At 36.2% G+C, this 25,003-nt stretch carries 21 protein-coding genes and 3 pseudogenes; 20 read left to right on the forward strand and 4 right to left on the reverse strand.

The features are described from left to right. Window positions 1-39 precede the first annotated feature (39 nt). The 15 genes and pseudogenes from AC0L8O_RS27605 to ltrA all read left to right on the forward strand — a co-directional run bounded on the left by AC0L8O_RS27605 (window position 40) and on the right by ltrA (window position 17,215). Window positions 40-2,985 (forward strand): Tn3 family transposase, encoded by a 2,946-nt coding sequence (locus AC0L8O_RS27605; protein WP_098796510.1) that lies wholly within the window; start codon window positions 40-42, stop codon window positions 2,983-2,985. Window positions 2,986-3,258: 273 nt separating this feature from the next. Continuing rightward, window positions 3,259-3,462: a hypothetical protein gene (locus AC0L8O_RS27610; RefSeq protein ID WP_047943203.1), complete on the forward strand. Its 204-nt coding sequence runs from the start codon at window positions 3,259-3,261 to the stop codon at window positions 3,460-3,462. A gap of 138 nt (window positions 3,463-3,600) precedes the next feature. Beyond that, window positions 3,601-3,831: a hypothetical protein gene (locus AC0L8O_RS27615; RefSeq protein WP_047943204.1), complete on the forward strand. Its 231-nt coding sequence runs from the start codon at window positions 3,601-3,603 to the stop codon at window positions 3,829-3,831. A gap of 256 nt (window positions 3,832-4,087) precedes the next feature. After that, window positions 4,088-5,347 (forward strand): cytochrome P450, encoded by a 1,260-nt coding sequence (locus AC0L8O_RS27620; RefSeq protein WP_473449846.1) that lies wholly within the window; start codon window positions 4,088-4,090, stop codon window positions 5,345-5,347. Window positions 5,348-5,749: 402 nt separating this feature from the next. After that, the gene (locus AC0L8O_RS27625; RefSeq protein ID WP_102231257.1) at window positions 5,750-6,115 is read left to right on the forward strand and encodes an ArsR/SmtB family transcription factor; all 366 of its coding nucleotides are present in this window, start codon (window positions 5,750-5,752) and stop codon (window positions 6,113-6,115) included. Continuing rightward, on the forward strand, window positions 6,108-8,510 hold the full coding sequence (locus AC0L8O_RS27630; protein WP_102231258.1) for a heavy metal translocating P-type ATPase: 2,403 nt from the start codon (window positions 6,108-6,110) through the stop codon (window positions 8,508-8,510). The genes AC0L8O_RS27625 and AC0L8O_RS27630 overlap by 8 nt, the downstream gene beginning before the upstream one ends. 204 nt (window positions 8,511-8,714) lie before the next feature. Next, complete coding sequence (lpdA, locus tag AC0L8O_RS27635) at window positions 8,715-10,133, forward strand: dihydrolipoyl dehydrogenase (protein ID WP_251683099.1); 1,419 nt, start codon at window positions 8,715-8,717, stop codon at window positions 10,131-10,133. A gap of 289 nt (window positions 10,134-10,422) precedes the next feature. Beyond that, window positions 10,423-11,412 carry an arsenic resistance protein gene (locus tag AC0L8O_RS27640; protein WP_102231260.1) on the forward strand — a complete coding sequence of 330 codons (990 nt, stop codon included), beginning with the start codon at window positions 10,423-10,425 and terminating at the stop codon, window positions 11,410-11,412. 508 nt (window positions 11,413-11,920) lie between these two features. Beyond that, on the forward strand, window positions 11,921-12,319 hold the full coding sequence (gene merR1 / locus AC0L8O_RS27645) for a mercury resistance transcriptional regulator MerR1 (protein WP_047943210.1): 399 nt from the start codon (window positions 11,921-11,923) through the stop codon (window positions 12,317-12,319). A gap of 13 nt (window positions 12,320-12,332) precedes the next feature. Continuing rightward, entirely contained in the window at window positions 12,333-12,593 is a 261-nt protein-coding gene (locus tag AC0L8O_RS27650) for a hypothetical protein (protein ID WP_102231261.1), read from the forward strand. After that, on the forward strand, window positions 12,590-12,892 hold the full coding sequence (gene merT, locus AC0L8O_RS27655; protein WP_047943212.1) for a mercuric transport protein MerT: 303 nt from the start codon (window positions 12,590-12,592) through the stop codon (window positions 12,890-12,892). The genes AC0L8O_RS27650 and merT overlap by 4 nt, the downstream gene beginning before the upstream one ends. A 50-nt stretch (window positions 12,893-12,942) precedes the next feature. Next, the gene (gene merP, locus AC0L8O_RS27660; protein WP_220040973.1) at window positions 12,943-13,239 is read left to right on the forward strand and encodes a mercury resistance system substrate-binding protein MerP; all 297 of its coding nucleotides are present in this window, start codon (window positions 12,943-12,945) and stop codon (window positions 13,237-13,239) included. Window positions 13,240-13,254: 15 nt separating this feature from the next. After that, window positions 13,255-14,895 (forward strand): mercury(II) reductase, encoded by a 1,641-nt coding sequence (gene merA, locus AC0L8O_RS27665; protein ID WP_102231262.1) that lies wholly within the window; start codon window positions 13,255-13,257, stop codon window positions 14,893-14,895. A 232-nt stretch (window positions 14,896-15,127) separates the two neighbouring features. Further along, window positions 15,128-15,343, forward strand: a pseudogene (locus AC0L8O_RS27670) (putative iron-sulfur cluster-binding metallochaperone); the annotation flags it as partial. A 597-nt stretch (window positions 15,344-15,940) separates the two neighbouring features. After that, the gene (ltrA, locus tag AC0L8O_RS27675; RefSeq protein WP_473444226.1) at window positions 15,941-17,215 is read left to right on the forward strand and encodes a group II intron reverse transcriptase/maturase; all 1,275 of its coding nucleotides are present in this window, start codon (window positions 15,941-15,943) and stop codon (window positions 17,213-17,215) included. 249 nt (window positions 17,216-17,464) lie between these two features. Here ltrA and AC0L8O_RS27680 read toward each other — a convergent pair whose 3' ends face one another. The 3 genes and pseudogenes from AC0L8O_RS27680 to AC0L8O_RS27690 all read right to left on the reverse strand — a co-directional run bounded on the left by AC0L8O_RS27680 (window position 17,465) and on the right by AC0L8O_RS27690 (window position 19,041). Further along, the gene (locus AC0L8O_RS27680) at window positions 17,465-17,758 is read right to left on the reverse strand and encodes a hypothetical protein (protein ID WP_251683100.1); all 294 of its coding nucleotides are present in this window, start codon (window positions 17,756-17,758) and stop codon (window positions 17,465-17,467) included. Between the two features lie 58 nt (window positions 17,759-17,816). Then, window positions 17,817-18,287 (reverse strand): annotated as a pseudogene (gene lspA / locus AC0L8O_RS27685) (signal peptidase II); the annotation flags it as partial. 73 nt (window positions 18,288-18,360) lie between these two features. After that, a complete protein-coding gene (locus AC0L8O_RS27690) occupies window positions 18,361-19,041 on the reverse strand; it encodes a CadD family cadmium resistance transporter (RefSeq protein ID WP_251683102.1) in 681 nt (226 codons plus the stop codon). A 227-nt stretch (window positions 19,042-19,268) separates the two neighbouring features. Here AC0L8O_RS27690 and resA point away from each other — a divergent pair, with 227 nt between their 5' ends. From resA to ccsB, 4 genes and pseudogenes are all read left to right on the forward strand, one after another. Next, window positions 19,269-19,796, forward strand: coding sequence for a thiol-disulfide oxidoreductase ResA (gene resA / locus AC0L8O_RS27695; protein WP_251683103.1), 528 nt, complete (start codon window positions 19,269-19,271; stop codon window positions 19,794-19,796). 28 nt (window positions 19,797-19,824) lie between these two features. After that, a complete protein-coding gene (locus AC0L8O_RS27700) occupies window positions 19,825-20,532 on the forward strand; it encodes a cytochrome c biogenesis CcdA family protein (protein WP_251683104.1) in 708 nt (235 codons plus the stop codon). A gap of 104 nt (window positions 20,533-20,636) precedes the next feature. Further along, window positions 20,637-22,281 (forward strand): annotated as a pseudogene (resB, locus tag AC0L8O_RS27705) (cytochrome c biogenesis protein ResB). A 13-nt stretch (window positions 22,282-22,294) separates the two neighbouring features. Then, window positions 22,295-23,470 carry a c-type cytochrome biogenesis protein CcsB gene (ccsB, locus tag AC0L8O_RS27710; protein ID WP_251683106.1) on the forward strand — a complete coding sequence of 392 codons (1,176 nt, stop codon included), beginning with the start codon at window positions 22,295-22,297 and terminating at the stop codon, window positions 23,468-23,470. A gap of 173 nt (window positions 23,471-23,643) precedes the next feature. On the opposite strand, the gene AC0L8O_RS27715 is transcribed toward ccsB, so the two are convergent. Then, window positions 23,644-24,024, reverse strand: a complete 381-nt coding sequence (locus tag AC0L8O_RS27715) for an ArsR/SmtB family transcription factor (protein ID WP_251683107.1) — start codon at window positions 24,022-24,024, stop codon at window positions 23,644-23,646. 225 nt (window positions 24,025-24,249) lie between these two features. Here AC0L8O_RS27715 and AC0L8O_RS27720 point away from each other — a divergent pair, with 225 nt between their 5' ends. Further along, window positions 24,250-24,912 (forward strand): class I SAM-dependent methyltransferase, encoded by a 663-nt coding sequence (locus tag AC0L8O_RS27720; protein ID WP_251683108.1) that lies wholly within the window; start codon window positions 24,250-24,252, stop codon window positions 24,910-24,912. Window positions 24,913-25,003 lie beyond the last annotated feature (91 nt).

The raw sequence follows: 25,003 nt of genomic DNA on the forward strand, positions 1-25,003 counted from the left end.
AAGATTTTGCTGATACGTATGATAAGGAGGAAAAACAAAGTGAAGCAAAATTGGGACTTAGAAGAACTTATTGAACATTTTACCGTTATTCCAGAAGAAATGCGTTTACTCGGAAACAGATATGGAGGAACACGACTGGGGTTTGCCGTTCTACTAAAGTTCTTTCAATATCAGGGACGTTTTCCAAAAGGGAAACAGGAAATAAGTAAAGATGTTATTCAATACATTGCCAAGCAAGTAGATGTACCTGCGGATTTATTTCAAGCGTACGATTGGGACGGAAGGTCAATTAAATATCATCGTGCTCAAATTCGCGATTACATGGGATTTAGGGACAGCACCCTTACTGATATGGAACAAGTAAAATCCTGGCTTCAGGCTAACATCTTACCGCAGGAGCTACAAATAGACAGAGTAAGAAAACATGTACTACATCACCTAAGAAAACAACAAATTGTTCCCCCAGCTCATGACCATTTAGAGCGAAACATCAAGTCAGCCATTTATCAGTATGAGGACCGGATTTCTCAATCCATTTACTCTAAACTTTCTGATCACTCTCAATCTAAGTTAGATACGTTTATACGTACTTGGTCCCATACAGAACAGATAGAAAAAGATCAAACCATTCTTAGTTTCCGAGAGCTTGTATCTGATCCTGGAAGAATCGGGTTAGACAGTTTATTTCAAGAGATAGAAAAACTACGAACAGTACGAGATATACAGCTTCCACCAAATTTATTCTACGGTGTTTCACCCAAGATGATCCGAACGTACAGACAGCGAGCTGTTTCTGAAGATATTAGAGAGTTGCGCAGGCATCCTGATCCGATCCGTTATACTTTGTTGGCAGCTTTCTTTTGGTGTAGAGGTAGAGAAATTACGGATAACTTAGTTGAGCTCATTATCCAAATTGTTCATCGAATCGGTGCTCGGGCGGAACGAAAAGTAGAAAAAGAATTTTTACGGGATTTTCGTAAAGTAAGTGGGAAGACAAACGTATTGTTCCGCATGGCTGAAAAGGCAGTGGAACAACCAGACGGTATTGTGCGAGATGTTTTATTTCCTGTCGTAGGCGAAGATAAATTAAAAGATATTGTGAAGGAAATGAAACATACAGGTCCCTCCTATAAACAAAAAGTACATACTGTTATGAGATCCTCCTACGGTACTCATTACAGAAGAATGGTTCCAGCTTTACTTGATATTCTAGAATTTCAATCCAATAATGATGTGCATCGACCTGTGATAGATGCAATTGATTTACTTACACAATATAAGCTTACCAATCAGTATACATATAATGAAACAGATTATATCCCAATTGAAGGAATCGTTAAGCCAGGTTGGATTGATACGGTCATTGATAAAGAAACAAACCGTGTAAACCGAATGAATTATGAAATCTGTGTACTCCAAGCTCTGCGAGATCGATTACGTTGTAAAGAAGTATGGGTAGTCGGAGCTGATCGGTATAGAAACCCAGAGGAAGATTTACCAAAAGATTTTGAACAAAATAGAGAAAAACATTATGAAGCGCTTTGTAAGCCCCTTGAAGTACAAACACTTATTCACGAACTGAAACAGAGTATGAATACGGCTCTCGAGAAATTAAATAGAAGTGTTAAAAATAACTCCAAGGTACGTATATTGAGTAAGGGAAATGGCTGGATTTCTGTGTCACCTTTACAGGCACAGGCTGAACCGGTTAACCTAAATCTCGTAAAGGCAGAGGTCATGAAGCGTTGGCCCATGACCAATCTTTTGGATATTTTAAAAGAGGTAGATTTACGTGTACATCTGACAGATGTGTTCCAAACGCTAGGTAATCGTGAGATCCTTGATAAGGAAACACTGCAACGAAGACTTATTCTTTGCTTATATGGATTGGGAACAAACACAGGATTAAAGCGAATTGCGGCTGGTGAACATGGGGGAAGTTACAAGGACTTACTCTATGTACGGCGGAAATTCATCCATAAAGAGAACCTACGGCAAGCCATTTCAAAGGTAACCAATGCCATTCTAGATGCTCGTGTAACAGAAGTATGGGGTGAAGGAACAACTGCATGTGCGTCTGATAGTAAAAAGTTTGGGGCTTGGGATCAGAACTTGTTGACTGAATGGCATATTCGATATAGGGGACGTGGAGTAATGATTTATTGGCACGTGGAAAAGAACTCTACATGTATTTATTCGCAACTAAAATCCTGTTCTTCATCAGAAGTAGCTTCTATGATCGAAGGGTTACTTCGTCATTGCACAAATATGGAAGTAGAAAAAAACTACGTGGATACACACGGTCAAAGTGAAGTTGCCTTCGCTTTTTGTCATTTGCTTGGATTCCAACTAATGCCGAGATTTAAAGCCATTCATGCTCAAAAACTGTATCGTCCAGATGTAGGCATGCAAGACTCATATCCAAACTTACAGCCTGTTTTAACAAGAGCGATTAAATGGAGTTTAATTGAACAACAGTATGATCAAATGATTAAATATGCAACTGCTTTACGATTGGGTACAGCTGAAACAGAGGCGATTCTCAAGCGTTTCACTCGTAATAGTGGGCATCCAACGTATCGGGCACTCAGCGAATTAGGAAAAGTGTTAAAAACGATCTTCCTTTGTGAGTATTTATCATCAGAAGAAGTCCGAAGAGAAATCCATGAAGGGTTAAATGTCGTTGAAAACTGGAACTCAGCCAATAGCTTTATTTTTTACGGAAAAGGAGGAGAAATTCAAACAAACCGAATGGAAGATCAAGAAGTCGCTGTACTTGCTCTCCATCTTCTTCAAAACTGTTTGGTGTTAATTAATACACTGATGATTCAAGAGGTACTTTTGGAACAAAATAAATCTCTTCTTCAAAAGTTAACTCCTGAGGATTTTAGAGCCTTAACACCATTAATCTATGCCCATGTAAACCCGTATGGGACATTTAAGCTAAACATGCAAGAACGTCTGCCAATTGAAAGATCTTCCTAAGAATTACGATATATCTTTTCTTTTTAAAGAGAAACTTACCGTCATGGGGTCCGGAAACGATTTAAAGAATAAGGGGTCACTATGAAAAACATCACCAAAAATCAAAAATTAGATGTTAAATGACCATAAATTGTGACAATTTGAACCCCCTTAGCGATTAAGGGGGTGATAACTAGAAATGTATAGAGTATTTATTATAACTAAATTATTAATTTAGATAGGCATGTTTAAACTTGACACCAAGTAAATATATATACTATGCGTGGTTATCTTATGGAGGTGTATGTATGCATAAATGTCATTGCTGCCAAGGCGCAGGATGTTGTCGTTATTGTGGTGGTGCTGGTATGTGCTGTTGTTGTAGTGGGAGAGGATGTCCTCATTGTCAGGGAAGTGGATGTTGTCCGTGTTGTCATGGTGGCAAAAGATGTGGTTGTTGTGGTGGATCAGGTGTTCAACCAATATAAAGCTTACTAATTCTATTAAAACGGGAGCTTGTTATCCTAAGCTCTCGTTTCTTATGTTTGTAGTGTTAGAAATCTAGTGAGTGTTAATTAGCGGTATAGTATAATACCATTGGACACATCAATCATTTTTACATAAGGGGGAAAAGGGTTGAGAAAAATAATATTTTCTTTAGCATTTTTAGTAGTGATGGCATTTAGTGGTTCTGTTTATGCAGCACAATCGGAAGAGATGGATTGTTGTCAATCAAAAAAAGAATGTATGGAAATGTGTGAGGAAATGAACTGTCAAATGGATTGTTGTGAAATGACAAAAAATGGAAAAATGAAAATGAAAGATTGTAAGAAAATGATGAAAAAATCAAATATAGATTGCTGTTAATTTAGTATAAAAGGATCTTCCAGTCGAAACAACCCATTGATTTTACTACATTTTAAACAGGGCACACTCAGAATAAACAAAAAAATAAAAAGACCCTAATTTGGATTAGGGTCTCAGGCTGTCGACAAAGTCGGCAGCCATTTTCTTTATCTTGATAATGTTCAATATGTGGTATGTGATCCAAGTTTTTTTATGAGTAAATAGGGAAAAGTTACAAAGAATAAAAACATCACTAATGAAAATGGAGATGAATGATATGGCAGATACAAATCAAATGCCTCGGGAAGAGGGCATAGATCATAGCTTAAGCCTTATGAGAGAAGGATACATGTACATTTTGAACAGACGTAAAAGTTTTAATTCTGATATATTTGAGACCCGATTGTTAGGAAAGAAAGCGATTTGCATGGTAGGAAAGGAAGCTGCGAAAGTTTTTTATGACACTGAAAAATTCAAAAGGAAAGATGCAGCACCGAACCGGGCGGTTCAAACATTGTTTGGGAAGAATGGTGTGCAGGCATTGGATGGACAAGATCACAAACATCGGAAAGAAATGTTTATGTCCATCATGTCTCCTAAAGGACTTCAAAACTTAACAAACATTACAAAAATACAGTGGAAGACAGCACTAAATAAATGGGGACAGATGGATGAAGTTATTCTTTATGAAGAAGTAAAAGAAATCCTATGCAGAACAGCCTGCCAGTGGGCAGGTGTCCCGTTGGAAGAAGACGATGTTAAGGAATTGACAAAAGACTTGGCGGCGATGTTCGAGTCTCCGGCTGCCGTTGGTCCAAATCATTGGCTAGCGAGAAATGCAAGAAATAAAGTAGAAAATTGGATTGGTGAGTTGGTTGATAAGGTGCGTAATGAGGAAATAAATCCTCCAGAAGATACAGCTTTACATATATTTGCCTGGCATCGCGATTTAGAAGGGAATCTTTTGGATACCGAGACTGCTGCTGTGGAAGTGATCAATATCTTGAGACCTATTGTGGCGATCGCTATATTCATCAATTTCACTGCGCTGGCATTGTATCATTATCCGGAAGAAAGGGAGAAACTTGAATCCCTTGATGAAAAATATGCTCAGATGTTTGTACAGGAAGTTCGCCGTTTTTATCCGTTTTTTCCGTGTGTCGTAGCATTGGTAAAAAAAGATTTCACCTGGAACGGCTATAAATTTGAAGAAGGTACATTAACTTTACTGGATCTTTATGGCACAAATCATGACCCTGAAATTTGGGAAAACCCAGATTTGTTCAGTCCTGATCGGTTTGCTAAATGGGAAGGAAGCCCATTTGGCTTCATTCCGCAGGGTGGTGGTGATTACTTTATGGGTCATCGCTGTGCTGGAGAGTGGGTCACCATTGAAGTCATGAAAGTAAGTCTTGATTATCTGGCCAAGCGTATGGAATATGAAATTCCTAACCAGGATTTAAGTTACAGCATGGTGAGCATGCCAAGTATTCCCCATAGCAAAGTAGTGATAAAGAATGTTAAACGAATGTTATAATTACACTAAATTTTTGTAGATAATTAGCTTATTAAGTTCGCCTTTTGCCGAACAAGATAAATGACAAAAGTTGATTTCTTAATCACAGAAGTCTGTTTTATAAGGTAGACACCTTAATTAATGGAGAGCCAGCCGCAAAGCCTATTTTTCTCTAATAAAGAGATAAATTGGGCTTTTTATATTGAAAAACTCTTCAAGTTTTAAAACTGGCACCCTGACAATATTCCTAGTGTATCCAACATAAAAAGGAAATTAAATTTAGTTATAAGAATAATTAATTACTGCAAACTAAAGAAAACCTGCTTTTTATGCAAATTATATTCAAACGTATATTTGACTATTTGTTTTTGTTCACATATAATAATATTCAAATGAATATTTGATTGATATGGGGTGAAAAATTTGCAATATGATGCATGTGAAGTTACGTGTATAGATGAAGAAAAAGTCAAAAGAGGTAAAAATGAACTACTCCAACAAAATCCTTTGGAAGTAGCCAAAGTTTTTAAAGCTTTATCCGATGATACTAGGATTAAGATTGCGTATGCTCTTTCTTTGGAAGATGAATTGTGTGTATGTGATGTAGCAAATATTGTTGGTGCTACAACTGCCACAACATCTCATCATTTGAGGTTACTTAAAAATCTTGGATTAGCTAAATATCGAAAAGAAGGTAAGTTAGTTTACTATTCATTAGATGATGATCATGTAAAGCAACTAATACAGGTTGCATTTGCACATCAGAAGGAGGTTGTAAAAATTGTCTGAAGCAAAAGCATTAGAGGCTGCTGAAAAAAATGTTTATCGCGTTCAGGGGTTTACATGCGCAAATTGTGCAGGGAAGTTTGAAAAAAATGTTAAAAAACTTCCCGGAGTTCAAGATGCAAAAGTGAATTTTGGTGCATCTAAGATATCCGTTTACGGTGATACAACGATTGAAGAACTAGAAAAAGCTGGTGCATTTGAGAACCTTAAAGTGGCTCCTGAAAAACCAAGGTGGGAAGCTAAACAAGAGGTTAAAGAGGATAAAAATGTTTACCGTGTTGAAGGATTTACATGTGCAAACTGTGCTGGGAAATTTGAGAATAACGTAAAACAGCTTCCAGAAGTTCAGGATGCAAAAGTAAATTTTGGTGCATCTAAGATATCTGTTTACGGTGATGCAACAATTGAAGAACTAGAAAAAGCCGGTGCATTCGAAAATCTTAAAGTGACTCCTGAAAAATCGGCTCGCCAAGTTTCACAAGAGGTAAAAGAAGATACGAAAGAAGAAAAAGTGCCGTTTTATAAAAAGCATAGTACTCTACTTTATGCTTCCTTATTGATTGCTTTTGGTTACCTTTCCTCGTCTGTGAACGGAGAAGAGAACATTGTTACTACCTTATTGTTTTTAGCATCCATGATTATTGGAGGGTTGTCACTTTTTAAAGTCGGTTTGAAAAATTTACTACGCTTTGAATTTGACATGAAAACCCTTATGACAGTAGCTGTTATAGGTGGTGCTATTATTGGAGAATGGGCAGAAGTTGCCATTGTTGTTATTCTCTTTGCAATCAGTGAAGCACTTGAGCGATTCTCTATGGATAGAGCAAGACAATCGATTCGTTCATTAATGGATATCGCTCCTAAAGAGGCACTCGTTAGACGTAATGGTCAAGAAATAATGATTCATGTCGATGATATTGCTGTTGGGGATATTATGATTGTCAAACCTGGTCAAAAGATTGCGATGGATGGTGTAGTCGTAAGTGGCTACTCTGCAGTCAACCAAGCAGCAATTACCGGTGAATCAGTCCCTGTTGAGAAAACAGTTGATGATGAAGTATTTGCAGGTACATTAAATGAAGAAGGATTACTTGAAGTAAAAATAACGAAACTTGTAGAAGATACAACGATTTCTAAAATTATTCATCTTGTAGAGGAAGCACAAGGAGAACGGGCTCCTTCGCAAGCATTTGTCGATAAATTTGCAAAATATTACACACCGATCATTATGATCATTGCAGCATTAGTTGCTATCGTCCCTCCTTTATTCTTTGATGGTAGTTGGGAAACATGGGTTTATCAAGGATTAGCTGTTCTTGTTGTTGGTTGTCCTTGTGCGTTGGTCATATCGACTCCGATTTCTATCGTTTCAGCGATTGGGAATGCCGCAAAAAAAGGTGTCCTTGTAAAAGGCGGAGTGTATTTAGAAGAAATGGGTGCCTTAAAGGCTATTGCATTTGATAAAACAGGTACATTAACAAAAGGTGTCCCAGCTGTAACTGATTTTAATGTGTTGAACAAACAGATAAATGAAAAAGAATTACTATCCATCATTACTGCATTAGAGTATCGTTCTCAGCATCCACTTGCATCTGCGATTATGAAAAAAGCAGAAGAGGAGAACATTTCTTATTCTGACGTACAGGTAGAGGACTTCTCTTCTATTACAGGTAAGGGTATCAAAGGTATTGTAAACGGGACTACTTATTACATTGGAAGTCCGAAACTCTTTAAAGAATTAGCAATTTCTAATTTCGATAAAGACTTAGAACAAAATGTTACTACACTTCAAAATCAAGGTAAGACAGCCATGATTATTGGAACCGAAAAAGAAATACTTGCAGTTATTGCAGTTGCTGATGAAGTTCGTGAATCAAGTAAGGAAATTATTCAAAAGTTACATCAACTTGGAATCAAAAAAACAATTATGCTTACAGGTGATAACAAAGGTACTGCTAATGCTATCGGAGGGCAGGTTGGAGTATCTGATATTGAGGCAGAACTAATGCCACAGGACAAATTAGACTTTATTAAACAGTTAAGATCCGAGTATGGCAATGTAGCTATGGTAGGAGATGGTGTCAATGATGCACCTGCATTGGCGGCCTCAACAGTTGGTATTGCAATGGGTGGAGCTGGTACAGACACAGCCCTGGAAACGGCAGACGTGGCTCTTATGGGAGACGATTTAAGAAAACTTCCATTCACTGTAAAACTTAGCCGAAAAACTCTAAATATAATCAAAGCTAACATTACTTTTGCAATTGCTATTAAATTTATTGCCTTACTATTGGTTATCCCAGGTTGGTTAACGCTCTGGATTGCCATCCTTTCAGATATGGGCGCAACTCTTCTGGTAGCACTAAATGGTTTGCGACTAATGAGAGTGAAAGAATAAAGGGAAAAGGGATAAAAAGGGCTTTCCAGATTGGAAAGCCCTTTTCTAAAAATAATTTCATTAATACTATAACTTCTAAATATCCAGCCTAATTAAAAATGGAAAGATTGGGTATAAGTAAAACATCGGATTTTACATTACATATAGGTATCTTCTGGAACAAAAAAGCTTACATTCTTTATAAGATCGAAGGAGGAAACTGAAATGACTGTTGAAGGTAAAAAGGAAGTGGATTTGTTAGTTATAGGCGCAGGATCAGGAGGTTATGTGGCGGCCATACGTGCTGCTCAGTTAGGGAAAAAAGTGGTTTTGGTGGATAAAGCAGAATTAGGAGGGGTTTGCCTTAACCGTGGGTGTATACCTTCAAAGGCTCTTATTAGTGCTTCTGAACGAGTAAAACACATAAAACATGCCAACTCAATGGGAATAAAGGTTTCTGGTGAAGTTGAAGTAGAGATGCCAGAAGTAGTGAAGTGGAAGGACGGTATAGTAAATAAACTAACGAATGGAGTTCGGACTTTACTGAAAGGCAATGGAGTGGAAGTCATTAGTGGGGAAGCTTATCTTACTGAACCCTATGTTGCCAAAATCAAAATTGGTAACGAAGAACAATTCTTTTCATACAAAGACTTAATCCTTGCGATAGGATCATTACCTACTGAGTTAAAAAGTATGCCATTTGATAGAAAAAGAATTATCTCTTCAACTGAGGCATTGATGCTTCAAGAAGTACCAAAACATTTAGTTGTAGTAGGTGGTGGTTATATCGGTTTGGAGTTGGGAACTGCTTATGCTAAATTTGGGGCTAAAGTGACCATTCTTGAGGGATCAGATACAATTCTTCCAGGTACGGACCCTATGCTTACGAATGTAGTAAAACGTCATTTAAAGGAACTTGGAATCACAGTTATAACGAATGCTTTAGTCCAAGGCGGAGAAAATACAGGCGATGAAGTAAACGTTCGTGTTCAGGTTAATGGAAAGGAAGAGATAATTAAAGGGGATTATTGCTTAGTTTCCATTGGAAGAAAACCGAACACAGGAAAAGTTGGATTGGAAAATATCGAGGTTGAATTAGACCAACGCGGTTTTATTAAGATAAATGATAAATGTCAAACAAATGTTGAACATGTATATGCGATCGGGGACTGTGCTGGTGGTTACCTCCTTGCTCATAAAGCTAGTTACGAAGGTAAGATAGCTGCAGAGGTAATAAGTGGACTAAAAAGTGTGATTGATTTTCAGGCAATGCCTTTTGTTATTTTTAGCGATCCTGAAGTAGCCTATACAGGTTTAACGGAAAAGGAAGCAAAGGAAGAAGGATATGAAACGGTTTCTAGCTGTTTTCCATTCCAAGCTAACGGCAGAGCTTTATCTGTTTCAGATGCCGATGGTTTTGTACAAGTTGTAGCGGATAAAGAATCTAATCGGGTGTTAGGTGTACAAATGGTAGGGCCAGAAGTATCATCTCTTATTGCTGAAGCAGTTTTTGCAATTGAGTCAGGGGCAACTGCAGAAGATCTCAGCCTTACAATTCATGCACACCCAACTCTACCTGAACCACTCATGGAAGCAGCTGAAGGCGTTATGGGACATGCTATTCATATGCTGAATAAAAAATAATTCGAACAGTTAGAGCATATTTAATTTAACTAGGCCTGCACAATCATACGTGCAGGTCGAATTATTTATTTTGGAGTGACGATTAATGGAAATCATTAATGTTGGATGTATTAAAGAATGGATTGAAGTGTGAATGTCTTACTTGGTCGGAATGTTTCACAAAGGTTCATTCAAATGGCACTTGTTGTTAAAACGTGATAGAAGAATGAAGGTATTTTGAAAAAGATAAAAGCTTACTTAACTGAGAAACAATTCGAAAAGATAGTATTAATAAAGGATGATTTTAAAAGTGAATATTACTAGAGAAAAGTTAGAAAATCAACAAATTTGGATCTATGGTATATCGCTTCTGTTTGGAGGGATTCTAGGTATCTCAAACGAGGATTTAGGAAAAGGCTTAGATTGGGCTATTTCGCCACTCATAGCCATTCTCATGTATGGAATGTTTGCACAAATTCCATTCTTAAAACTACGTGAGGCAATTTCAAATCTCAGATTCATGGCGGCATTACTAATTGGAAATTTTATAGCTGTGCCTATAATTGTTTGGATATTAACAATGATATTTCCACAATCTCCACCAATTTTATTAGGCGTTTGTTTGGTTTTACTTACGCCATGTATTGACTACGTAATAGTCTTTACTCAACTTGGAAAGGGAAATGAGAAATTAATGTTAGCTTCCACGCCTATTTTGTTTGTAGTACAAATGATATTACTTCCATTGTATTTATGGCTATTTATAGGTGAAGAAATGGTAGGAGTTGTTCATATAGAGCCATTCCTAGAAGCTTTTTTATTACTAATAGTTACGCCTTTAATATTAGCCATCATTACTCAATTGTGGGCTAAAAAGACAGCACTAGGTGAGAAGGTATTAGATATTACAACGTGGTTCCCCGTACCATTTATGGCTTTAGTATTAATTGTGGTAGTGACTTCCCAAATTGGTAAGGTATACAGTGATTTCGAAATTATTGTGCGTGTGATTCCGATATATATTTTGTTTTTAATCATTACACCATTTATATCGCGTTTTATCGCATTTGTGTTCAAATTAGATATAGGTGCAGGAAGAGCATTAATCTTTAGTACTGGAACAAGGAACTCCCTTGTAGTTCTTCCTTTAGCATTAGCTTTACCCGATTCTTGGGCAACGTTAGCTGCAGCTGTGATTGTTACACAGACCATTGTGGAGTTGATCGGAGAATTATTCTATATCAAGGCTATACCTAAATTGATACTGAAAGATCATACTGATTACAAAGAGGGACTTTAAGTAATATTAATGTTTGATTGAGAGAGGGAAATGAATATATCAATAGTTTCTTCTTTTACTAAACCAGTTAATAGAAGCTTTAGTGATCTACAACAATCATGCGCGATTGTAGAGCAACATAGGTAGAAAATGATCAAACTTTTTTATAAAAACCAAACTTAAATCTGCTGGATAAGAATCCATTTTGATCAAACTTTTTTCAAAAATGGATTCTTTTTATTTATCGTAAAATATGGGTTTGCGAGGTATTTTTGATCAAACTTTATTTCAAAGCAACACTTAAACAAGATACTTCCACAAACGAACGCTTTAATGAAGCAACGAAAAAAGCCTAATTTCTCAATTTATTGGGACATTGGGCTTTTTATATTTACTTATAGTGCAAAATCGCGTTTAAAAAACGTGCAATTTATCTCTTAAAGTCACAGTTAATCGATAAAATATAAATAATACTATTCTTGACCCTATACCATGGTACAGGGTTTATACTTTATATGAGGTGAGATAAATGCAATTTCGTATTGGAGAACTGGCTGAAAAGTGTAGCGTTAACAAGGAGACCATACGATATTATGAACGTTTAGGATTAGTTCCAGAGCCTGATCGTACCGAAAAAGGGTACCGAATGTATTCAGAACCAACCGTCGATCGGTTGAATTTTATCAAACGGATGCAGGAACTGGGATTTACCTTAAACGAAATTGATAAATTGCTAGGGGTCGTCGATCGCGACGAAACCAAATGCCGTGATATGTATGATTTCACTGTTCTTAAGATAGAGGACATCCAGCGTAAAATTGAAGATCTTAAGAGAATTGAACGAATACTGGTGGATCTTAAAGAAAGATGTCCCGAAAACAAAGATATTTACGAATGCCCTATTATTGAAACACTGATGAAGAAATAAGAGGTGAAACAGGATGAAAAATACAATAAAAAGCACAGGTTGGTTTCTTTTCGCTCTAATCACATGCCCATGCCATCTGGTTTTACTGCTTCCGTTGTTTGCAGGAACAGCATTGGCATCATACTTCACGGAATATAAAGATATTATTTTCATCATGATGGGTCTGTTGTTCGTTTTTGCTCTTTTTATGGGTTGGAGGAAACTTAATCCAGAAACAAAGAAAGAAAGCACAACGACACATGATTGTTGTAGCATGGAGAGGTTTAAAGCATGAAGGAAAGAGTGTCGCAATTAGCTACCATCTTTTCGGCTTTTGTTATGGCTGGATGCTGCCTGGGCCCGTTGATTTTTATCCCCCTGGGATTAACCGGTTTTGCCGGAGCATTAGCCTTCTACTCATTGAAATATCGATTATTGTTTAGCATCGTAACGATTATCCTTCTTGCTTACTCCTTTTACATGGTTTATGGAAGAAAGGGAAAAAGAAAAAGTTCTATCATCGGCTTATGGATCACGACATTTTTCGTTTTTTGTATGTTTCTTTTTTTATTTCTAGTTGAAGGTGGATTATAAAAATGAGGTGTTTATATGAGAGTACACTTAATTAGGATTAATTATCCCTTCTGTTAGTGGTTAGTGCGTGTAGTAACGAAAAAGAAGCACAAAATACTATAGATGCTAAGGAGCATGTAAAAGCTACCATTGAAAAAACTAAAACAGGGACATTTACGGTTTTGGGGATGGATTGTTGTCCGCCTTCAGTTGTCAAAGATGTTTTGAAACAAGTGAATGGTGTTGGCAAAACAGCCATTAAAGTCAGTGGAAGTAAGGGGAAAGTAACAGTATCTTATGATGATAAGAAAACGGATTTAAAATCAATTAAGTTGGCAGTGTCGGATTTAGGGCTTGGAGTCGAGTAAAAGGAGGGCTTTAACATGAAAAAATATCGAGTAAACGTTCAAGGAATGACCTGTACGGGTTGCGAAGAGCATGTTGCTGTTGCTCTTGAAAACATGGGAGCAAACGGGATTGAAGTGGATTTTCGCCGTGGGGAAGCTGTATTTGAACTTCCAAATGACGTAGAAGTTGAAACAGCGAAGAAAGTGATTGCTGAAGCTAAATATCAACCAGGAGAAGTTGAAGAAATACAATTGCAAGAAATGGTACAGTTAGGTGATGAAGGTGACTATGATTACATCATCATTGGTTCCGGCGGAGCTGCTTTTTCATCAGCCATTGAAGCCGTGAAATATGGAGCAAAAGTGGCGATGATTGAGCGTGGAACAATTGGTGGAACATGTGTAAATATTGGTTGTGTTCCTTCAAAGACCTTGTTACGTGCTGGCGAAATTAATCATTTAGCAAAAAACAATCCGTTTGTAGGATTGCATACATCAGCCGGTGAAGTTGATTTGGCGCCATTGATTAAACAAAAAAATGAGTTGGTAACAGAGCTTAGAAACTCTAAATATGTTGATTTAATTGATGACTATGGTTTCGAATTAATAGAAGGTGAAGCAAAATTCGTAGATGAAAAAACTGTTGAAGTGAACGGAGCACTTATATCGGCTAAACGATTCTTAATCGCGACAGGTGCTTCACCAGCTAAACCAAACATTCCTGGGCTTAATGAGGTAGATTATTTAACTAGCACGTCTTTACTTGAATTAAAGAAGGTACCAAAACGTCTTGTGGTTATTGGTTCTGGTTATATTGGCATGGAATTAGGACAACTATTTCATAATCTCGGCTCAGAAGTTACGTTAATGCAACGAAGTGAACGCCTCTTAAAAGAATATGATCCAGAGATTTCAGAATCAGTTGAAAAATCTCTAGTCGAACAAGGAATAAATCTTGTAAAAGGAGCAACCTATGAACGAATCGAACAAAATGGAGACATAAAAAAGGTTCTTGTAGAAGTTAATGGCAAGAAGCGTATCATTGAAGCAGATCAATTGCTAGTTGCGACAGGCAGAACACCAAACACGGCTACTTTAAACTTACAGGCAGCAGGCGTGGAAATAGGTTCTCGTGGTGAAATCATAATAGATGATTATTCAAGAACAACAAATACTCGTATTTATGCCGCAGGAGATGTCACGCTAGGTCCCCAATTCGTGTATGTGGCAGCCTATCAGGGTGGAGTGGCAGCAGGAAATGCTATCGGAGGACTGAACAAAAAGCTAAATTTAGAAGTGGTTCCAGGGGTTACGTTTACGGGCCCGGCAATTGCAACCGTTGGTTTAACGGAGCAACAGGCAAAAGATAAAGGCTATGAGGTTAAAACATCCGTTTTACCGTTGGATGCCGTTCCGAGGGCCTTGGTTAATCGGGAAACAACAGGCGTGTTTAAATTAGTGGCAGACTCGAAAACAATGAAAGTTTTGGGAGCTCATGTGGTGGCAGAAAATGCAGGAGACGTAATTTATGCAGCTACATTAGCTGTCAAATTCGGTTTAACCATAGATGATATTCGCGAAACCCTTGCCCCATATTTAACAATGGCAGAAGGGTTAAAATTAGCTGCCCTTACGTTTGATAAAGATGTTTCAAAATTATCTTGTTGTGCTGGTTAAATCTTCTTTTTTGGAGCTTTTTTACCTTACCTTTTGCTACTAACGGGTCGCTTTAGTATAGTAAGAAACATTACTTCAATATTGATTCTTTTATACTAAGATCTTCCACACTCAGACGCTTTTCTAGAGTAACGAAAAAAGTCCAAATTCTCAATTTTAATACTGAGAAATTGGGCTTTTTATTATTGTAATTTCCTTATCGTTGTAAATCCGCATTTTCCTGACGCTACCCCATCAAAAAGATGATTCTTCCGTTGTTCCGGTCTGCTATTGTTTCGGTTGGACAAAAGAAAAAATTAAACAATATATTGAAAAAGGACTTACTCCTAATCCAGTAAAACATATTCGTGAAAACATAAAAGGAAACCGATGTGGTTGTGAGGTGAACAACCCTCAAGGTAGTTGTTGTTTAGGGAATGTTATTGGCTATATCAAAGAACTAACCTAAATAAAGATCCATCTTCAACGAAATGATCAAACTTTTTTATAAAAAATTGAACTAAGTATTGATATGAGAATCCATTTCCAAATTGATTCTTTTTTTGGTGTGCCAGGCATGGCAACTATCTAGGTGGTGAAAGTCCACTGTGGGGGTACACATCGACCAACCACTAAGGAAGCGCAAGGTACTTATCGTGAGATAAGGGCTGGAGGAAGCGTGGAATAAAATCTTGGCTCGACGAACAGAAATCTGATACTAAGGCTTTACAAAGGGATAAGACTCCCAAACAAGTTAAAGTCCAAAAGATGTGCGTAACTTTGTAAAGTAGATCAGGCGAGTAAAAGAGGAAAGATGGTTGTCTTACCCTGGGAGATCTTGCGGATGTACAAAGGGTACAGTCGAAAAAGGTTAGCCGCAAGAAGTCAGCAGAAGCCATAGTAGTGAAGTAATTTCATGAAGGGCTGAACAATTTATAGTGTTTCAACACCACGAATGCGTAAGTGACATACTCCGAATGTGTTAATGGTGAAAGTATGAGAGTACCTCAAAGGATAACCAAAATGGAGCTATCACTTACTACGTGAGAGGAAAGGAGAAACGAGTGTGGAACTTTTAGAACAAATTCTAAGTAATCAAAATATGAATGAAGCCTACTTGCGTGTATATAAAAACAAAGGTGCTAGTGGGGTCGATGGAATAACGGTCAATGAACTGAAACAATATCTGAGAGAGAACAAGGATGAGCTACGTCAGCGCATCAGAACAAGAAAGTACCAACCACAAGCTGCCTTAAGAGTGGAGATCCCAAAAGAAAATGGTAAGATGCGCAAATTGGGAATACCAACAGTAGTGGATAGGGTAGTTCAACAAGCCATTCATCAAGTTCTCAGTCCAATATTTGAAAAGCAATTCAGTGAATTCAGTTATGGCTTTAGACCAAAAAGAAGTTGTGAGATGGCAATTATTAAAAGCTTGGAATTTCTAAATGATGGATACGATTGGATTGTGGATATTGACCTTGAAAGATTTTTCGATACAGTTCATCACGATAAACTCATGCGGATCATCTCTAATACAATAGATGATGGAGATGTCATTTCCCTAATAAGGAAATATCTTGTCAGTGGAGTTATGGTGAATGGGAAATATGAAGAAACACCAGTTGGAACTCCGCAAGGAGGAAACCTAAGCCCACTGCTTAGTAATATTATGTTGAACGAACTTGATAAGGAGCTAGAAAGTAGAGGACTCCAATTCGTGAGATACGCTGATGATGCCCTAATCTTCGTGAAGAGTGAGAAAGCAGCGAATAGAGTGATGGAATCAATTGTGAGATTTATAGAAAATAAATTAGGGTTAATAGTCAACGGAGAAAAGAGTAAAATCTCCCGTCCAAAAGATTTGAAATTCTTAGGATTTGGATATTATTACGATTTTAAGAATGAGAAATACCAAGTAAAACCCCATTCAACGTCAATACAAAAATTTCAAAGGAAGCTTCGAAAATTAACAAAGCGAAATTGGAGTGTTTCGCTAGACTACCGAACCTTAAAACTAAAACAAGTCATACTTGGGTGGGTTAACTACTTTAGAATCTCGAATATGAAAAAAGCAATGACTGAGATAGATAAGAAGCTTCGCTCCAGAATTAGAGTCATCATATGGAAGCAATGGAAGGTATCGAAGAAACGAATCAAATCGCTTATCCAATTAGGAATCCCTGAGGGAGAGGCGAAGGGATTAACCTTCTGTCGAAGAGGTTATCGATACATCGGTTTATCGAAAGTTGTTCAAAGAGCAATCTCAAACAAAAGACTAAAGCAGAGGGGTCTTCCCTCTGCTTTAGATCATTATCTAAAAGTACACACTGTAATATAAATTGAACCGCCGTATACGGAACCGTACGTACGGTGGTGTGAGAGGGGCGAAAATAATTAGATTATTTTTCCTCTACTCGATTGCCGTAGAATATGGGTTTGTTGAACGTTTTTGATTAAACTTTATTTTAAAGCTACAATAGGAAACTGTTTTGGTTTTGAGGGGAATCTATTTTTTATTTCTAAACAAACAAAGAGCTTGGACATTTATTGTAGCCCATGCTCTTTCTTTTTTGTTGTTTATTTCCTATCAACAATCGTCATACATAAAATGTTTTTGGTTCTGGTGGTTATTCGTGGTACTATCATTTGAATTAGTCTGTTCTATATTTAAATTCTTTGATGTTGAGGTTTCATGCTGGATATTGTTTTGATGATTATTCATGAAAGAAGTCATCATTTCAGAACAATAATCCATCATTTGTTGCCAATTTCCGTTCCCTTGACTAGGGGTGCTGTTTGAATGTGCAAGAGCAGCAGTGCCAATACCTAGAAATAAAGCAACAGCTACTATAGACGTAAGTAATTTTTTCAATACTTCCACCCTCCTTTGTCCCCATTATACCCATATATATAAAATACGAAAACAATGAAGATTCTTTTTAAGATTGATTACTTTCTAATTTTGACTCTTTATAAGTGCTAATAAGGAATAAAATAACTCCACTAACTAAAAATACATCAGCAGTATTAAAAATTGGATAATTAATAAATGTAACTTCGAACATATCTGTTACTTCACCAAAAATTAAACGGTCTACAACGTTTCCCATTGCACCTCCTATAAATAAGCCAAAGGCTATACGCGTTAGCTTATCAGTTACTTTACGAGAATAAATAAGACCAACGACTATCACAATAATTGCAATGCTAATTAAGAATATTTTTTGTCCTGAAAAAATCCCCCAAGCAGCGCCTGTATTGCGATGAGATGTCAATTGGAAAAAACCATTAATAACGGGAATAGATTGCCCATAGTCCATAAAATTTCTAACTAAATATTTAAAAAGTTGATCAATACCTAATGTGAGTATAATGATCCAATACAAAGACGTCACCTCAGAATTTATTTTCTATAAAGATTTGTACTCAATACTTTAAAAGGAAAGAGGGTTTAACAATATTTTTGTAAATCATTACGGTTAATTAGGAATTTAAATTTACGAAGTGAGACCACAGGTTAGAAAATATATTATTTTCTGCCATGATATAAAGGCCTAGTCCTATAAACACAATTGGAATAACCCATCGGCCGTATTTCTCAAGTGTTTCAGAAACATATCTGAATCTTGCTAGACGATAGCCGATTAAGCACCAGACCGCAACCATTATAAAGAAAGTAATAACTGTAATGACCAGTTGGTTGTTATTTAAAGTAGAAAAGAACGGAACATAAATTCCAATATTGTCTCCACCATTGGCAAATGTGATGAAGGCTATACTCATAAAGAGTTTGTTAAATCTTCCTGAATTTAAACTAGAAAGAATAGCACCTTCATCTTCATCTTCACCCTTTATAAACAGTTTAACTCCTAAGTAGATCGGGATTAATCCTAGTAAACCTACCCACTGATCAGGAATGAGTGTTACTCCAAATGTTGCTAAGAGACTGATTAAAACTAAAAGTGCAAAACCAAGATATTGGCCAATGACTATATCTCTAGGGTAAATACGGTTTCCCTTCGGCTGCATGTTAACCGTTCGGCCATTACTTGCTTTCGCTTGTGAACTTGCCTGAGAGAACAGCAACATCAAAACAAAAATATCATCGATATTGGTTACTATAAAAGACCCTAAAGCAGAGAGAATTGTTAAAATTAAATTCATAAAAAAACTCCTTTTTAAAATACTCCCTAATCGGAATAAAAGATATTTAGTTGTGTTAGTTGTGTTACACCTCTATGTTTTCCCTTTCATGTTATTTTAGATGAAAATAATTAGACCCTATTATTCAAATATTTGTTTGAATATATTGTGCTTTTAGATTAAAATTATTAACGTAAAATGTCAATATTAAAATGTTGGTTTGAATGAAAATAAAAAGGGAGAGTAAAATGAAAAACAAAAGAACCAGATCTATCGTACGTATTAGTCTTCTACTTCTAATGGCTTTAGCAGTAGCCTATACTCTTTATCAAAACTTTTTCACTGAAAAAATACGAGTTCAAGCAGGGGATCAAGCACCTGATTTTGTTCTTGAAGATATGAACGGTAACAACGTTCAACTTTCTGATTTAAAAGGAAAAGGAGTTTTTCTAAACTTTTGGGGTACTTGGTGCAAGCCTTGTGAAAAAGAAATGCCTTATATGGAAAGACAGTATAGCCATTTTAAGAATCTTGGTGTAGAGATATTGGCGGTTAATATTGCAGAAAGTGATATTGCTATTGAAACATTTGTAAAAAAGCATGGACTTACATTCCCTATACTTAAAGATAAAGATCGAGCTGTAACGGAAGCATATGACATAACCCCGATTCCTACAACATTTTTGATTGATAAGAACGGAAAAGTATTAAAAGTGATTACAGGAAGTATGACCGAAAGGGATATAGCAAACTACATGGAACTCATTAAGCCATAGAATTAATAAACAGTTAGGTGGTATCTTTTTGGAACAACTAAGTTTACTTCTTGCATTTGGAGCAGGTCTTTTATCATTTATTTCGCCTTGTTCACTTCCTTTGTATCCAGCTTTTCTTTCATATATTACAGGAGTGTCTATAAATGACCTAAAGGAAGGAAAAGGTATTTTAAGAAAGAAAGCTTTTATACACACTATCTTGTTTTTGGTAGGATTTTCCATCATCTTTTTAGCTTTGGGACTTTCTACTTCTTTTATCGGTACATTTTTTATGGATTATCAAGATTTGTTAAGACAACTTGGAGCTATTGTGATGGTGTTTTTTGGTTTAGTTCTAACAGGGGTTCTTAAATTTGATTTCCTACTTTCTGATAAGAAAATTCATTTTCAAAAGAGACCTTCAGGTTATATAGGATCAATTTTGATTGGAATTGGTTTTGCTGCTGGATGGACTCCTTGTACAGGCCCAATCCTTGCAGGAGTCATTGCGTTAGGTGTATCAGACCCAGGAAAAGGATTACTATACATGTTGTTCTATGTCTTAGGTTTTTCTATTCCATTTCTATTAATGTCTTTATTTATCGATAAGATGACTTTTTTAAAGAAACACAGTGCAATCTTTATGTCTATCGGAGGCATTTTGATGATTGTGATGGGAGTATTATTGTACTTTAATATGATGACAAAAATTATTGCAGTCTTAACAAGTTTGTTCGGAGGATTTACTGGATTTTAAGGGGTTTTTAGAATCATTCTTTTTAATGGATTAAAAAGCAAATCTGAAAAATTAAAAGTGTAGTTAAGTATATTTAAATGATTAAATCGTAAGGAGTTATTAGAATGGAACATGTCAAATGCGAATGTGGTCACTCCATTCCACATGGAACGGTTCTTTGTGAATCTTGTGGACGAACTATCGGGAATAAGAAGGATGAAGTTTCTGAAAAACTATTGGATATGAGATACGATGGAGGCGCAAGACGCTCACAAACATATAAAAAGTCACTTATCGATAAGATTTGGAACTTTTTCTCATCCGTTAAAGTAGGAATTTGGATAATTGTTCTTCTTTTAATTGCTTCTGCGATTGGAACAATTTTTCCTCAAGAGATGTATATTCCTCCAACCGTTGTCCCACAAGAGTTTTATAAAGATGAATATGGATTTCTTGGACAAATGTATTATGAATTAGGTTTTCACAATCTATATAGTTCATGGTGGTATTTTTTATTAATAGCAGCTCTTGGGATATCACTTGTTGTCGCGAGTTTGGACCGGTTTATTCCATTGTATCGCGCTTTGAAAAAGCAAGGGATTACACGTCATGAAAGTTTCTTGCGTAGACAACGTCTTTTCAGTGAAACAAATGTCGAAGAGAACCTTGATGAACAACTGGATTTGATAATATCCAACTTGAAGAGGAAGCGTTATCAAGTACGTGAAGAAAATGGTCATTTTCTAGCTGAAAAAAGTCGATTTTCAAGATGGGGACCTTATGTGAACCATGTTGGACTAATTATTTTCCTCATTGGAGGAATGCTGCGATTTGTACCGGGGATGTATGTAGACGAAATGCTTTGGATTCGTGATGGTGAAACAGCTATTATCCCAGGAACCAATGGAAAATACTATTTAAGCAGTGACAAGTTTATTATGGAAACCTATCAAAAAGATCAAGAAGATAAAGTTTTCGCAAATACTCTTTCACGAGTCGGGGATGGAAGTATCGTTAAAAACTTTCAAACAAACGTGACTTTGTATGAACGAAAGGGTGAAATCGTTCACGGGGCAGAGCCTGAACTTGAAAAGATAAAAAATGAACAAATCAGAGTTAATTACCCCTTAAAACACGATTCATATGCGCTTTATCAAACCTCTTATAAATTAAATGAACTAAATAAGTTTAATTTTAGTTTAGTAGACAAAGAGACAGAAGAAAGTTTTGGCAAGATTACAGTTGATTTGTTAGAGCCAAAGAAGGAGTATGATTTAGGCAATGGGTATAAAGTTGAAATTGTGACGTATTTGCCAAACTTCTATTTCAATAGTGAAGGTATACCTGATACCAAAAACCGAGTTCCCGACAATCCAGCATTTGTATTTAACATGATATCTCCTGAAAAACCAGAAGGTGAAAGAAGCTTTGTTGCCATTCAAAAAACGATTGAACCAGAGAAAGATAATCAATTAAAAATGAAATTTGAGGGCGTAGAGACGAAAAATCTTTCAGCTCTTACAGTTCGGAAAGATCATACACTATGGTTTCTTGGTTTAGGCGGAGCTATTTTCATGATTGGTGTTATTCAAGGAATGTATTGGAATCATAGACGTATATGGATTAGACGCGATGGTGACCGTATATTAATTGCAAGGCCATACAAATAAAAATTGGTACGGTATTCGAAATGAAGTGAATCATATTTTAAAAGAAACAAGCATTCAAGAACTAATTGATCAAACAAACGAAAAAAGCAAAAATTCGTAGAGGAGGTAAAGATGTGGTAGCTCTTAGCAGTAACTTACTATACGCAGCATTCTTACTATATCTAATTGCAACATTTCTATTTGGAGGAGCCATTCGAGATAAGAGAAAGCAATACGAAAAGCCGAGTAAATGGGCAACAGTCGCAATAACTGTCACCATTTTAGGTTTTGTTGCACATCTAGGTTATTTTGTCACAAGATGGATCGCTTCTGGACATGCACCGGTGAGCAATATGTTCGAATTTATAACGGCATTTTCTATGATGTTTGTATTGGCATTCATCGTCCTTTACTTTTTATATAAAGTAGCCATATTAGGTTTATTCACCTTACCAATTACATTATTAATAATTGCCTATGCAAGCATGTTCCCAACAGACATCTCTCCATTAATACCAGCATTGCAAACGGATTGGCTTGCAATCCACGTAACAACAACAGCACTAGGTTCAGCTATTTTGGCCAGTAGTTTCATTGCAGGGGTCATTTATTTACTTCGTTCTGTTGATCAGACGAAACGCTCAAAAGGGACCTTCTGGCTTGAGATTGTCATGTACACGATTGTGGCGACACTTGCTTTTGTAGTAATTACAAGTATTTTCAGAGGAATGGAGTATGAAGCCGTCTACAAATGGGTTGATAAAAATGATCAAGAGGTTGAAATGACATATAATCTACCTTCAATTGTAGGGCCACATCAAGGTGAATTACTTACAAAAGGTAAAATGGAAGCTCTTGTTGAGGTACCAGCGATCATTGCAGCAGGAAAATTAAACACAGTCATTTGGTCTGTTGTTACTGGTTTATTTTTATACGGGATTCTAAGGCTGATTTTAAGAAAAAGAATTGCTGCAGCGCTTCAGCCATTAACAAAGAATATCAAACTTGATTTGGTTGATGAAATTGGATACAGATCGGTTGCAATAGGTTTTCCGGTATTCACTTTGGGTGCTCTCATTTTTGCGATGATTTGGGCTCAAATTGCGTGGACGCGTTTCTGGGGATGGGATCCTAAGGAGGTATGGGCCTTAATTACATGGTTATTTTATGCTGCTTATTTACATTTGCGGCTTTCTAAGGGCTGGCATGGTGAGAAATCAGCATGGCTCGGAGTAATAGGTTTTGGAATTATTATTTTCAACCTAATTTTCGTTAATCTAATTATTGCTGGTCTACACTCTTATGCATAAAGAATTAAATTCTTTTAAAGCTAACTAAAAGTTTATGTGATAAATCTAAATTCATTTTTATCTATGTTATTGGAGGGGGGAATAATCTTGTAGATCCCCTCCACTTATGTAAATTGACAGTATTTTTGAAAATGCGTTTTAAACATAAAGCATATCCGAATTTCTATTCTTATTCAACTCTCCTTATGATGAAAAGAAAGTAGAACCATCGATTTAAAAATTTCATCATCGATATAGTAAAATGCTAATTTACCTTCCTTTCTATAGTTAGCTACACCTGATTTTTTTAAAAACCGCAAGTGATACGAGGCTGTAGCTATAGAGGACTGAATAATATTAGCCACATCACATACACAAAGTTCCCCTTCTATGGCTAATGAAAGAATAATTTTTAAACGTGTCTCATCAGCAAGAAGTTTAAATTTTTTTGATAGATGAAGTGTACTTTTAGAACTTAACAAATCTTGTAACCTTGATACTTTTATAGGGTCATAACAATAGATCTCACATTCATCTTTTAGAGTATCTTTCATATTTTTATCAACTAAAGACAATTCTCCCACCTCATTAAAAAATATGTGATTAGCTTATAATGAGTAAGCTTTCATGTCAACATTCAAATATTTACTTGAATAAAGGAGCGAAGTGTTTCATATTCTCTTATGTTTGAAGACGTAAGTATATCTGATTCACGTGTTACTTTATATCAGCTCTTAACAAAAACGCGTGAGAGTAACCAAAAAATCATAACTTATTATGAATGAAGGGATGCATGTTTAATGGATAAAAACAAGAAAGGTGAGTATATACCTGCACTAAAATACCATTGGATGACTCGATTTTATGATCCATTAATTCAATGGGGAATACAGGAAAAAAAGTTCAAAACGCATTTAGTTAAGCAAGCTACCCTCCAACCAAATGAAACGATAATGGATTTAGCTTGCGGTACAGGTACACTTGCACTTTTAATACAGCAATCACAACCTGGTGTGCAAGTAATTGGGGTTGATGCTGATCCTAAAATATTATCAATTGCTAAGGGGAAAATTAAAGAAACTCAAGTTAATAATATCACCTTTGAGGAAGGGTTTTCTGATAAACTGCCCTTTTCCAATAATCTATTTCATCACATATTTACAAGTTTATTTATTCATCATTTAACTCTAGAAATGAAAAAGAAAACATTTGAAGAAGTTTATCGGACACTCAGGTCTGGTGGCCAATTCCATATTATTGATTTTGAAAAGCCACAAAATTGGCTGATGCGTGTTGCATTTTTCTCTATTCAATTTTTAGATGGGTTTGAAACAACTTCAAATCATGTAAAAGGGATAATTCCTAATCTATTAAAAGAAACTGGATTTGTCTCAATTGAAGAAACTGGTCAATTTTCAACTATCACGGGCACACTAAGGGCATATAAAGCTTTTAAGCCATAAGCTTTTTGATTTTTTATCAGACTTCTTGCATTTTTAGTACATGTAATTTTTAAATGTCCTTTTTACTGTAAATAGTATTGACCATAAAATT

The sequence above is a fragment of the Metabacillus sp. KJ11-3 genome (genome assembly GCF_055808295.1).

What these genes read in the sequence shown, in the direction of transcription:
- AC0L8O_RS27610 (WP_047943203.1), top strand. Translation starts at nt 3,259, where the DNA reads ATGGAGGTGTATGTATGCATAAATGTCATTGCTGCCAAGGCGCAGGAT.
- AC0L8O_RS27620 (WP_473449846.1), top strand. Translation starts at nt 4,088, where the DNA reads ATGGCAGATACAAATCAAATGCCTCGGGAAGAGGGCATAGATCATAGC.
- lpdA (WP_251683099.1), top strand. Translation starts at nt 8,715, where the DNA reads ATGACTGTTGAAGGTAAAAAGGAAGTGGATTTGTTAGTTATAGGCGCA.
- merR1 (WP_047943210.1), top strand. Translation starts at nt 11,921, where the DNA reads ATGCAATTTCGTATTGGAGAACTGGCTGAAAAGTGTAGCGTTAACAAG.
- AC0L8O_RS27650 (WP_102231261.1), top strand. Translation starts at nt 12,333, where the DNA reads ATGAAAAATACAATAAAAAGCACAGGTTGGTTTCTTTTCGCTCTAATC.
- merT (WP_047943212.1), top strand. Translation starts at nt 12,590, where the DNA reads ATGAAGGAAAGAGTGTCGCAATTAGCTACCATCTTTTCGGCTTTTGTT.
- merA (WP_102231262.1), top strand. Translation starts at nt 13,255, where the DNA reads ATGAAAAAATATCGAGTAAACGTTCAAGGAATGACCTGTACGGGTTGC.
- AC0L8O_RS27690 (WP_251683102.1), bottom strand. Translation starts at nt 19,041, where the DNA reads ATGAATTTAATTTTAACAATTCTCTCTGCTTTAGGGTCTTTTATAGTA.
- resA (WP_251683103.1), top strand. Translation starts at nt 19,269, where the DNA reads ATGAAAAACAAAAGAACCAGATCTATCGTACGTATTAGTCTTCTACTT.
- AC0L8O_RS27720 (WP_251683108.1), top strand. Translation starts at nt 24,250, where the DNA reads ATGGATAAAAACAAGAAAGGTGAGTATATACCTGCACTAAAATACCAT.